Origin of the sequence: Rhizorhabdus dicambivorans, assembly GCF_002355275.1 — a bacterium.
In the GTDB taxonomy this organism is placed as follows: Bacteria; Pseudomonadota; Alphaproteobacteria; order Sphingomonadales; family Sphingomonadaceae; genus Rhizorhabdus; species Rhizorhabdus dicambivorans.
On sequence record NZ_CP023449.1, the window covers coordinates 1,572,214 to 1,583,444 of the forward strand.

An 11,231-nucleotide genomic window follows, 5' to 3' on the forward strand; every position below is an offset into this window, starting at 1 on the left:
CTCCTGATCAGCAGGAATAGCAGGTGCTGACTCGCTAGCTCCGGACCGGGTGGCAGCCATTTTCCCCAATTTCACTGGGCTATCGGATCGGAAGAGCCACGAGGCGCCGTCTTCGGCGCGGTTCGGGCCCCTTCTCGTTGCGCGCCGCATGGCGGCCGGCCGATGCGGGGGCAGCCCTCCTGGAACGTCATCGTCATAGGGTACCGAAAACCAGGTGCCGATCGCGTGATGAGGCAGACAGGTGGACATATTGCTACCGAAAATCGGGTTTTCGATGAACGAGGGGGTCCTCGCCGAGTGGCTGGCGGCCGATGGCGACAAGGTTTCCGAAGGGCAGCCGCTCTATGCCCTGGAGAGCGACAAGTCGACGCAGGAGGTAGACGCGCCGGCGTCCGGCACGTTGCGCATCGTTGCCACGCCGGGCGAAACCTATGAGGTCGGCGCGCTGCTGGGCCGGATCGAATGACGATGCAGCCTCCCGGCACGATCTGGGCCGACAGGGGCCTGTCGTCGATCGAGGAGGTCATCGACGATGCCAGAAACGGCCGCCTGAGCATATTGGTCGACGGCCAGAACGAGCATAGCCAGGCGCATCTGATCGTGCCGGCGCAGATGGCCACCCCGGATATCGTCAACTTCATGGCGAAGCATGGCCGGGGACTGGTCTGCCTTGCGCTGGAAAAGGAGCGCGCAGACCGGCTGGGGCTGGAGTTGCAGCCGCGCCGGGACGACCGGCAGGAGGCCTTCGCCGTCTCGATCGAAGCCCGGATGGGCGTGACGACGGGGATATCCGCGGCCGATCGGGCGCGGACCATCGCCGTGGCCGTGGACGGATCGAAGGGAGCCGAGGATATCGTCTCGCCCGGCCATGTCTTTCCGCTGGTGGGCCGGGCGGGCGGCGTCCTGATCCGCGCCGGCGCCGTCGAGGCCGCGATCGATATCGCACGCCTTGCGGGGCTGAACGCTTCCAGCGTGATATGCGCGATGATCAGCGACAAGGGCGACATGGCCGGCCAGGGGGAGATACAGGCGCTGGCCCGAGAACATGGCCTCAGGATCGGCAGCATCCGCGACCTGATCGCCTATCGGCGCCGGCACGACAATCTGGTCGAGCTGGTCGGGGAAACCCGGTTCGACAGCCCGTTCGGCGGCCACTGGATCGCCAAGACCTATGCGACCAAGGTAGACTATGGCGAGCATCTGGTGCTGATCAAGGGAAGCATCTCTCCCACCGCGCCGACATTGGTCCGCGTCCATGTGCTGTCCACCTTCGTGGACATGCTGGGGGAGAAGGAGACCGGCCGCGCCGGGCGGCTGCAGGCGGCGATGCAGCAGATCGGCGAGGCCGGCAACGGGGTGATCGTGCTGATCCGCGATGCGCGGATCGATGCGTTCAGCCAGCAGATGAAGCGCTATGTCCGCGGCGAGGGACTGGAACTGCGCGATTACGGCATCGGCGCGCAGATCCTGGCCGATCTGGGCGTGCACGACATGATCCTGGTCACCAATTCGCACCGGCCGATCATCGGCCTGGAAGGCTATGGGCTGAACGTGATCGAAACCCGGCCGATCGGCCCGCTGGTGCCGCCTTTCGCCTGACCCGCGGATCGGCGGGCATATTCGGAAAGCGCGAAATATCGAGCTTCTCCCATGCCCTATGCCATCATGCGGGTGAGGGGATGATTGCGGTATGGAGCGGTGTCGGGCGTCTAGGATAATGTGACCGGAAGGCGGCCATATCGCGCGCCCGGAGAGGAAAGCAGCCAATGCGGGATCAAGCGTTACAGGATCGTGTCTCACCCATGGATCAGGAGGCCATCCGCGTTCCGCTGATCATCCGCGGCGAGATCATCGAGGAGGATATGATCCTGTTCCCCGGCCGGCATGGCGGGGTCTCCTTCTCCACGCCGGACGTGCGTCGCTATCTGAGCCGGATGCCGCTGCGCAATCCTTCGGACCTGAAGGATTATTATGCGATCTCGCTCGACGAGATCATCGATTTCCTGGTCGCGCTGGGATCGCGGCTCGAGCTCGACACCAACCGGCATCTTCAGCAGGCCTATACCCTGTCGCTGAGCGCCTCGGGCCTCACCAAGCCGATCCTGCACAATATGTACAGGAACGGGCTGCAGCGCATGTTCGAGCGCAGCTGGCTGGAGGAGGTGGTCGATCGCAACATCGGACGCGATTATCTGGAAGGCTGGGTGCCGGTGCCGCTGAACAGCGGGATCACGGGGGAGGTGCGCGCCTTCGGGGCACGCGGGCTGCATGTCGTGCCGGGCAATGCCGCGCTGGCGGCGGGCATCACCGTGGTCCGATGCGCGGTGACGCGCAGCGACGCGGTGATCAAGTCGCCGTCGAACGATCCGATGACCCATGCGGCGGTGATCCGGACGATGATCGACATGGACCCCACCCATCCGGTAACCCGGCATTTCACCGTCGGCTACTGGAAGGGCGGCGACGAGGAGGTCGAGCGCGCGCTCTATCACCCCGCGAACATCGAGAAGATCGTCGCCTGGGGCGGGATGGGATCGATCAAGCATATCGTCAAATATCTCCAGCCCGGCATCGACCTGATCACGCTGGAGCCCAAATTCAGCTCCAGCATCATCGGCCGCAACACCTTCGCCGACGAGGCGACGATGCGCGAGGCCGCGTCCCGGCTGGCGCTGGACGTCGGCGGGGTGAACCAGGAGGGCTGCGCCAATTCGCGGGTGATCTATGCCGACACGGGAACCGACCCGGACGGGATCGCGACGGCGGAGCGTTTCGCGCGTATGGTGCTGGACGCCATCGCCGCCTTGCCCGAGCGCATCTCCACGACGCCCAAGGATTATGATCCCGAGCTGGCGGCCGAGATGGAGGCGCTGGTGCTCGACGACATGTTCTTCCGCGTCATCGGCCAGGCCGGCGACGCCGCGATCATCGTGTCGCAGGACAGCGAGCCGGTCGAATTCTCCCGCCTGCTGGGCGGGCGGACCGCCAATATCGTGCCGATCGACGGGGTCGAGCAGGCGATCCGTTCGGTCAACGCCTACACCCAGACGATCGGCGTCTATCCCGAGGCGCTGCGCCACGAGATACGCGATCGGCTGGGCCTGCACGGCGCGCAGCGCGTGGTGGCGCTGGGCTGTGCCATCTCGACGATGATGGCGCTGCCGCAGGACGGCATGGAGCCGCTGCGCCGCATGTGCCGCTGGGTATCGGGCGAGGGGGGCGACAACGCCGCGATCCGCAACGCGGTGATCGACTGAGACTATCGTAAAAGGAGTTGGAACTTGAGCAACGGCGACGGAATCCTGGAGGATATCGCGCGGCGCGGCGCGGAACAGCGCGGCAAGGCGCCCCGCGACGCCGTCGATTTCATCTACATGTCGGTCGATGAGATGTTCGACACGCCCTATGCCGAGGTGGAGGCGATCCAGCTCGCCTCGCTGAAGGCGCGGTTCGAGACGATGATGGAGAAGATCGCGCCGCTGCGGCAGCTTTCACAGATGCAGGGTATCACGTCGATCGCGCGCATCGAGGATGCGGCACCGCTGCTGTTCAACCCCAAGGTCGCCAAATCCTATCCGTTGTCGCTGCTGGAGAACAACCAGTTCGGCAAGCTGACCCAATGGCTGGGCCGGCTGACGACGCATGACCTGTCGCAGGTCGATTGCACCGGCCTCGACACGATCGACGGCTGGCTGGACCGGCTGGAAGCGCAGACGCCGATGATGGTGATGCATTCGTCGGGCACCAGCGGGAAGCTGTCGATCCAGCCGCGCAGCCGGATCGAGATGTGCCATTTCGTCGAGATCTGGTTCAAATATCTCAACCATTACCGGGGCGAGTTCGGCGCCGAGATCCGCGATCTGGGCGGCACCGTGCCGATCTTCCTGCCATCCTATCGTCATGGCCGCCATATCCAGCGCTTCCTGGAGATCGCGATGCCGGCGATCTGCGGCACCGAGGAGGATTTCATCTGCGCCTTCCCCGGCCGCCTCAGCGCCGATCTGCTGACCCTGGGCGGGCGCCTGGCGGCCGCCCAGGCGCAGGGCGAGGAGGGGCAGCTGCGCCTGAACCCGGCGTTGCTGGCGATGCGCGACGAGATGATCGAGTTCCAGCGGCGCATCCCCGAATATATGGACCGCTATTTCGAACGGATGCTGGGCTATCAGGGCCGCCGCGTGCTGGTCGCCGGCACCTGGACGACGCATTGGAACGCGACCGAATATGGCGAGGCGCGGGGCGTGCAGGGGCTGTTCGCGCCCAATTCCTTCCCGATCGCCGGCGGCGGCAGCAAGGGGCAGGTCTTCCCCGACGACTGGTATGAGCGGATCTGCAAATTCTACGGCATGCCGGAGATGCGGGCCAATTACGGCATGGTCGAGCTGACCGGCCTGATGCAGCAGTGCCGCGAGGGCCATTATCATCCCTGGCCGCACCAGATACCCTATCTGCTCGATCCGAAGACGGGCGACCTGCTGCCGCGCGAGGGCGTCCAGCGGGGCCGGTTCGGCTATATGGACCTGTCCGCCGAAACCTATTGGGGCGGCGGCCTGTCCGGCGACGAGGTGACGATCCACTGGGGCGAGAAGGCCTGCGTCTGCGGCCGCCAGGGGCCCTATGTCGCGCCAAGCATCCAGCGGCTCAGCGAGCAGCAGGGCGGGGACGACAAGATCAGCTGCGCGGGCGCCCAGGCGGCCCATGACAGCGCGATCGAATTCCTCACGCGCATCTGATCCGGTCGATATGACGATGCAGCGTTCGAGACTGGGCGGCAGCGACCTGGAGGTGTCGCGCTTTTCCCTGGGGACGATGACCTTCGGCAACCGCGGGCCCGCCGGCATCGCCTGCGTCGACCGCGCGGGGGCCGATCAGCTGGTCGGCACCGCGATCGATGCCGGGATCAACCTGTTCGATACGGCCGACGTCTACAATGCCGGTGAGTCCGAGACATTGCTGGGCGAGGTGCTGGGGGCGAGGCGCAAGGATGTGCTGATCGCAACCAAGGTGGGGCTGCGGGTCAGCCGCTCGCCGGAGGATCAGGGGCTGTCCGCGCGCCACATCGCGGCGTCGATCGATCGCAGCCTGGCGCGGCTCGGCACCGATCATGTCGATCTCTATCTGGCGCACCGCATCGATCCTTCGGTGCCGCTGGAGGAGACGCTCGCCGCGTTCGATGCGGTGGTGCGCAGCGGCAAGGCCCGGCATATCGGCTGTTCCAACTGGCCCGCCTGGCTCACCGCCAAGGCGATCATGATGCAGCGGGCCAATGGCTGGGCGCCGTTCGTAACGGGGCAGGTCTATTATTCACTGCTCGACCGCGACGTGGAGCAGGAGATCGTGCCCTGCGCGGTCGACCATGACGTCGGGCTGATGATCTGGAGCGCGCTGGCGATGGGCCGGCTCACCGGCAAATATGCGCCATCGGCGGCGCCGACTGAGGGGCGGCTCGCCGCGTTCAAGACCTTCCTCCGCCATCATGAGAATCGCGAAGGGGCCGTGCTGGCTGCGTTGCGCGCGATCGCCGAGGCGCGGGGCAAGACGCCGGCGGCGATCGCGCTCGCCTGGACCGCCGCGCGCCCTACCGTCTCGACGGTGCTGCTGGGCGTCAGGACCATCGATCAACTGCGCGACAATCTGTCCGCTGCGGATCTCCTGCTCTCCGATGACGAAATGGCACGGCTCGATGCGGCGTCCGCACGGCCACCGCTCTATCCGACCTCGGCGATCGCAGAAGTGCTCGATGCGGACAGCTTCGCACGATTCACCACTGGCCGGCCGGCGTCCTTCGGCGGAGGCTGATGGCGTGCTGCCGCCGGCTTGTCGGTAGCGATGCTTTCCATGTCCGACCGGAAGGGGCGGCATACCTAACTTATAGATGCTGGGAGGGATATGTGCCTTGGGACATCGAGACGGACCTCGTTGTGGTCGGCAGCGGCGGTGGCGCCTGTTGTGCCGCGCTGGTTGGAAGATCCAGCGGAAAGGATGTCCTCGTCGTAGAAAAGCTGGCGATGTTCGGTGGATCGACGGCCTATTCCGGTGGGATCGTCTGGGTGCCGATGAACCGCTTTCTGAAATCGGCCGACACATTCGAGAAAGCTCGCGAGTATCTTGATAGCGTGATCGGAGATATCGGCCGCGCTTCGACCCCGGCGATCCGCGACGCCTATGTCCGTCAGAGCCGCAACATGATATGCTTTCTCGAGACTTTCGGCATCCAGTTCGAACATGCTCGGATGCCGGACTATTACAGTACAGCGCCCGGCGGACTCGATGAGGGGCGATCGATCCTGTGCCCGTTGTTCGATCTCAACCGGTTGGGTGAATGGAGCGATCGTGTGGCGCGCTTTCAAGGCTGGCCACCGCTGCCATTGAAGGCCAACGAAGCTTGCGATCTCACGCTGGTGAGGCGCTCTTGGGCGGGCAAGCTAATGGCAACGAAGCTTGCATGGCGAATGTTCTGGCAAAAGCTCACCGGACAGCGCCTGCGCGGCATGGGCAATGCGCTACAGGGGCAAATGCTGAAAGCGGCGTTGGATAATGGCGTCGAAATCTGGCGCGAAGCTCCGATGACGAAGCTCGTCGAAGAGGGAGGAAACGTTGCCGGCATCGTTGTTCGGCGGAACGGTCGGGACGTCCGCATTCGAGCACGTCATGGGGTGTTGCTCAACAGCGGAGGATTTTCGCGGAGCGACGCAATGCGCAGGCGCTACCAACCGTCGCTCGGCACTACGGCCTGGACGGCGGCGAATCCCGGGGACACCGGCGAGGCGATAGAAGCCGCGCAGCATGTGGGTGCTGCAATCGATCTGATGGACGCTGCGATATGGGTGCCCGCCAGCTTTCATCCCGATGGGGAGTTTGGCGGGTTTCACGTACCCAATGACGCTGGCAAGCCGCATTGTATCATCGTTGATGCCCAAGGCCGCCGTTTCGCCAACGAGGCGCAAAGCTACAATGATTTTGGATATGCAATGCGGAATTGCAACGCGGTCCCGGCCTGGGCGATCATCGAATCCCGCCATCGCGATTATTATAGCTGGGGTATCGCGATGCCCGGCAGGACGCCGGACAGCTGGTTCAGTTCTGGATATATGAAGGTCGCCGACACGCTTGATCAGCTCGCCACGCAATGCGGCATAGATTCAGCCGGATTGGCGAAGACCGTCGCTCGGTTCAATCATTTTGTCGCCAATGGGAGCGACACCGATTTTCGTCGCGGCGAACGCGCGTTCGATCGCGCCAATGCTGCCGATCCGAACTATGCGCTGAACCCATGTCTAGGTGCGATAGAGCGCGGGCCTTTTTATGCTGTAAAGATCGTCACGGCTGATGTGGGCACCCAGGGCGGTGTGATAGTCGATGAATATGCTCGCGTGCTGCGGGACGATGGCTCGCCGATCGGGAAGTTATACGCTGCGGGCAATTGCACCGCGTCGATGACCGGCCGCAGCTATCCAGGTGCGGGCGTCAGCATAGGAAAGTCGTTCACTTTCGCCTATATCGCCGCGCGTCATGCCTTCGGCATAGCGGAAGAAGGGTGATTGAGCAGCTTGGCGGTATCGGCCGCGTCCGGCAGCCGCAGAATGATGTCGTCATCCCGCGGTTGCCGTGACTGGCGCATGTTTTGACTCAGCCAAGGCTGTTTCGGATCGCAGCTTCGATATCCGCCTGGCCCGGCGCGAACGCAGCTTCCAGCGGCTTGGAGAAGGGCACCGGCGCATTATGGGCCGCGACACGGCGCACCGGTGCCTTGAGCTGGCCGAAGAGCTCCTCCTGCACCGTCGCCGCGATCTCCGCGCCCACGCCGAAGTTGCGCACCGCCTCGTGCACGATCACTAGTCGGCCGGTCTTGCGCGTCGAGGCGAGCACGGTCTCCCTGTCCCAGGGCGAGATAGTGCGAAGGTCCACGACCTCGACCGAAATGCCGTCTTTGGCCAGCTTGTTCGCGACGGCGAGCACATCGTTTACCGGCCGCGAATAGCTGACCACGGTGACGTCGGTGCCCTCGCGAGCGACATTCGCCTTGCCCAGCGGAAGGCGGTGATTGGCGGGCGGCGCCGCGCCTTGGACCCAATAGGTCGGCAGATTCTCAATAAAGATGCAGGGATCGTCATCGAAGATGCACGAGGCGAGCAGTCCCGCCGCATCCGCCGGATTCGAGGGGGCCACCACCTTGAGGCCGGCGGTGTGGGCGAACCATGCCTCCAGCATGTCGGCATGCTGGCCGCCGGTCGCGAAGCCGACCCCGGTCATCGTGCGGATCGTAAGCGGCACGTTGGTCTGCCCGCCCGACATGAAGCGGAGCTTGGCGGCGTGGTTGACGATCATGTCCATCGCCACCGTGGTGAAGTTCATCAGCATGATCTCCGCCACCGGGCGCTTGCCGGCGATAGCGGCGCCGATCGCGGCGCCGATGATCGCCTGCTCGGCGATCGGGGTGGAGCGGACGCGCTCGTCGCCGAAGCGGGTGGACAGGCCCTGCGTCACCTTCACCACGCCGCCGCCCTGGCCATCGGCGACATCCTCGCCAAGGACGATGACCGACGGATCGGCGGCCATGGCTTCATGCAGGGCGCCGTTGAGCGCTTCGACGCTGTTCATCTTGGTGGGACGGTCGTTGCTCACGCCGCGGTCTCCATGCCGTAAATGTCGGTGTTGATTTCGTCGAGCGAGGGATATTCGCTCGACAGGGCGAACTCGACGGCTTCGTCGAGCTCCGCCTTGATGGCCGCCTCGATCGCCTCGACCTGACCGGCCGATGCATAGCCGCGTTCGATCAGGATCGCGCGCAGCCGCGCGACGGGATCGGCCTCCATCGCGCGGGCGAGCTCGCCTTCCTCCATATAGTGGCTGTCGTCGCCCAGGACGTGGCCGTAGAAACGGAAGGTCATCGCCTCGATCAGGGTGGGGCCGCCGCCCGAGCGCGCCCGGTCGATCGCCACCTTCGCGGCGCGCCACATCGCTTCGGCATCGTTTCCGTCGACGGTTTCGGCGGGCATGCTGTAGGCCGCGCCGCGATCCGAGACACGCTCCACCGCCGTCGTCAGCGAGAAGGCGCTATGTTCGCCATAGCGGTTGTTCTGGCAGACGAAGATCACCGGCAGCTTCCACAGCGAGGCCATGTTGAGCGCTTCGTGGAAGGCGCCGATATTGTTGGCGCCATCGCCGAAATAGGCGACGGTGACGCGACCGTCCCGATCGATCTGCGACGCCAGGGCGAGGCCGTTGGCAATCGGCAGGCCCGAGCCGACGATGCCGGTCGTCACCATCACGCCGCTGGCGGGATGGGTGATGTGCATGGCACCACCTTTGCCCTTACAGGTGCCGGTGACCTTGCCCGCGATCTCCGCCCAGAGCAGCTTGAGCGGCACGCCCTTGGCGATTTGATCGTGCATGCCGCGATAGATGGTGACGATATAGTCCTTCTGGTCGAGCAGGACGGAAATCGCGGAGGGGATCAGCTCCTGGCCGGCAGGCGAATAATAGGGTGTGGCGATCCGGCCAGACGCAATCACGTCCATGAAGCGCCTGTCGGTCTGCCGGATCAGCGACGCCTTCCTGTAGATGTCCACATAGTCGGCGCCCGACATGGCGAGGTTATGGTCTTGCGGCACTGCTGTCTCCAAATGTCCAGCGGATGTGGTTGGCGGTGGGTGAAGGATCAGGCGGCGGCGGCCGTCTTCGGATCGAAGCGCTTGCGAAGCTCGAACTTCTGCACCTTGCCGTTGGCGTTGGTGGGCAGGGCGTCGAGGAAATGCCAGGCGCGCGGAATCTTGTAGGGGGCGATCTGCGGGAACAGCCAGTCGCGCAGCGCAGGTCCTTCCGCCGCCGCCCCGTCGCGCAGACGGATCGCCACGGCGATCTCCTCGCCGAGTTCGTCGTCGTCGATGCCGAACACCGCCGCTTCGGCGACCGCCGGATGCTGGACCAGCAGATCCTCGACCTCGCGCGGATAGACATTGTGGCCGCCGCGCTTGATCATCTCCTTCAGGCGGCCGGTGATCGAGAGATAGCCGTCCGCATCGAGCCGGCCGAGATCGCCGGTGCGCAGCCAGCCGCGTTCGTCGATCGCCGCCGCCGTCGCCTCGGGCAGGCCGTAATAGCCGCTCATCGCGCCCGGCGAGCGGACGCATATCTCGCCGATCTCATCGGGGGGCAGCGGAGCGCCGGTCTCGATGTGCCGGATCTCGACCGAGACGCCGGGGATGGTGCGGCCCGCGCTCATGCTCTTGCGCTCGAAACTGTCGTCGGGCGTGCTCATCACGACGGTCCCGCTGGTTTCGGTCATGCCGTAGGTGGTGAGACAGGCCGCGCCATATTGGCGCTCGATCCGCTCGATCAGCGAGGTCGGCACGGTGGCGCCGCCGCAGGTGATCGCGCGGACCGAGGCGAAGCTTTCGGGATTGGTGCCGGGATGTTCGAGCAATCGGAAATGGACGGTGGTGACGGCGTTGAAGAAGGTGACCTGCTCCTCCGCGATGATCCGGGCCATCAGGGGGGCGTCGAACTCGCGCATCACGATCAGCGTCGACAGGGTGGTGAGCGCGCCCATCATCGCGAACACGCTGCCGCCGACCGAGGCGAGCGGGAGGACGAGCAGCCAGACCGAGCCCTCCGGCAGGCCCATCGGCACCGCGCCGTCATGGCCGATCGTGACGATGCCGCCATGCGTCATCAGCACACCCTTGGGCGTGCCGGTCGTACCCGACGTATATTGGACCAGGGCGTTGTCGCCGGGGGCGACGTCCGGCAGCGCGGCCGCGCCATCGAGCGTGGCCAGTTCGTCGATCAGGAAGACGTCGGCCAGCGCATCGATCTCGTCGCGCAGGCCGCGGGCGATGTCGGCCATCGCATTGTCGCGATACCGCTCGACGGTGAAGATCGCCCGGCTGTTCGAGTTGCGCAGGATGAAGGCCACTTCGGGCGCGCGCAGATTGGGGCTGAGCATCACCAGCGGCGTGCCCGCCAGCGCTGCCGCCATCTGCACCACCACCCATTCCACCGAGTTCGGCGCCCAGATGGCGACATGGGTTCCCTTGGCGTAGCGCGCGGCAAGCCCGCGCGCGATCCGTTCGCTGCGGGCCAGCAGATCGCCATAGCCGATGCGGGTGCGGCCCGAACGATCGGCGCTCCCTTCGATCAGCGCGATGCGGTCGGGATGGAGGCGTGCCGCGTGGCGCAGGGCATCTCCGACGGTCTGGACGGGCATGAACCTCTCTTTGACTTGCTTGGTC

At 65.2% G+C, this 11,231-nt stretch carries 9 protein-coding genes; 6 read left to right on the forward strand and 3 right to left on the reverse strand.

What is annotated here, in order from left to right:
* Positions 1-274 precede the first annotated feature (274 nt).
* The 6 genes from CMV14_RS07445 to CMV14_RS07470 all read left to right on the forward strand — a co-directional run bounded on the left by CMV14_RS07445 (position 275) and on the right by CMV14_RS07470 (position 7,538).
* Entirely contained in the window at positions 275-466 is a 192-nt protein-coding gene (locus CMV14_RS07445) for a lipoyl domain-containing protein (RefSeq protein ID WP_066967443.1), read from the forward strand.
* Positions 463-1,599, forward strand: coding sequence for a 3,4-dihydroxy-2-butanone-4-phosphate synthase (locus CMV14_RS07450; protein ID WP_066967446.1), 1,137 nt, complete (start codon positions 463-465; stop codon positions 1,597-1,599). Before CMV14_RS07445 ends, CMV14_RS07450 begins: the two co-directional genes overlap by 4 nt.
* Before the next feature lie 203 nt (positions 1,600-1,802).
* The gene (locus tag CMV14_RS07455) at positions 1,803-3,257 is read left to right on the forward strand and encodes an acyl-CoA reductase (RefSeq protein WP_066967450.1); all 1,455 of its coding nucleotides are present in this window, start codon (positions 1,803-1,805) and stop codon (positions 3,255-3,257) included.
* Between the two features lie 24 nt (positions 3,258-3,281).
* Positions 3,282-4,730: a hypothetical protein gene (locus tag CMV14_RS07460; RefSeq protein ID WP_066967453.1), complete on the forward strand. Its 1,449-nt coding sequence runs from the start codon at positions 3,282-3,284 to the stop codon at positions 4,728-4,730.
* A gap of 16 nt (positions 4,731-4,746) precedes the next feature.
* On the forward strand, positions 4,747-5,796 hold the full coding sequence (locus CMV14_RS07465) for an aldo/keto reductase (protein WP_066967558.1): 1,050 nt from the start codon (positions 4,747-4,749) through the stop codon (positions 5,794-5,796).
* 92 nt (positions 5,797-5,888) lie between these two features.
* Positions 5,889-7,538: an FAD-dependent oxidoreductase gene (locus CMV14_RS07470; RefSeq protein ID WP_066967456.1), complete on the forward strand. Its 1,650-nt coding sequence runs from the start codon at positions 5,889-5,891 to the stop codon at positions 7,536-7,538.
* Positions 7,539-7,626: 88 nt separating this feature from the next.
* Here CMV14_RS07470 and CMV14_RS07475 read toward each other — a convergent pair whose 3' ends face one another.
* From CMV14_RS07475 to CMV14_RS07485, 3 genes are all read right to left on the reverse strand, one after another.
* Positions 7,627-8,598 (reverse strand): alpha-ketoacid dehydrogenase subunit beta, encoded by a 972-nt coding sequence (locus tag CMV14_RS07475; protein WP_066967561.1) that lies wholly within the window; start codon positions 8,596-8,598, stop codon positions 7,627-7,629.
* 20 nt (positions 8,599-8,618) lie between these two features.
* Positions 8,619-9,587 carry a thiamine pyrophosphate-dependent dehydrogenase E1 component subunit alpha gene (locus CMV14_RS07480; RefSeq protein ID WP_066967459.1) on the reverse strand — a complete coding sequence of 323 codons (969 nt, stop codon included), beginning with the start codon at positions 9,585-9,587 and terminating at the stop codon, positions 8,619-8,621.
* 71 nt (positions 9,588-9,658) lie between these two features.
* Positions 9,659-11,206, reverse strand: a complete 1,548-nt coding sequence (locus CMV14_RS07485) for a class I adenylate-forming enzyme family protein (protein WP_066967462.1) — start codon at positions 11,204-11,206, stop codon at positions 9,659-9,661.
* Between the last annotated feature and the right edge of the window lie 25 nt (positions 11,207-11,231).

Bases quoted from the DNA above. Each gene is read 5' to 3' on its own strand.
- CMV14_RS07465 (WP_066967558.1), top strand. From the start codon at position 4,747: ATGCAGCGTTCGAGACTGGGCGGCAGCGACCTGGAGGTGTCGCGCTTT.
- CMV14_RS07445 (WP_066967443.1), top strand. From the start codon at position 275: ATGAACGAGGGGGTCCTCGCCGAGTGGCTGGCGGCCGATGGCGACAAG.
- CMV14_RS07480 (WP_066967459.1), bottom strand. From the start codon at position 9,587: ATGTCGGGCGCCGACTATGTGGACATCTACAGGAAGGCGTCGCTGATC.
- CMV14_RS07455 (WP_066967450.1), top strand. From the start codon at position 1,803: ATGGATCAGGAGGCCATCCGCGTTCCGCTGATCATCCGCGGCGAGATC.
- CMV14_RS07450 (WP_066967446.1), top strand. From the start codon at position 463: ATGACGATGCAGCCTCCCGGCACGATCTGGGCCGACAGGGGCCTGTCG.
- CMV14_RS07475 (WP_066967561.1), bottom strand. From the start codon at position 8,598: ATGAACAGCGTCGAAGCGCTCAACGGCGCCCTGCATGAAGCCATGGCC.
- CMV14_RS07485 (WP_066967462.1), bottom strand. From the start codon at position 11,206: ATGCCCGTCCAGACCGTCGGAGATGCCCTGCGCCACGCGGCACGCCTC.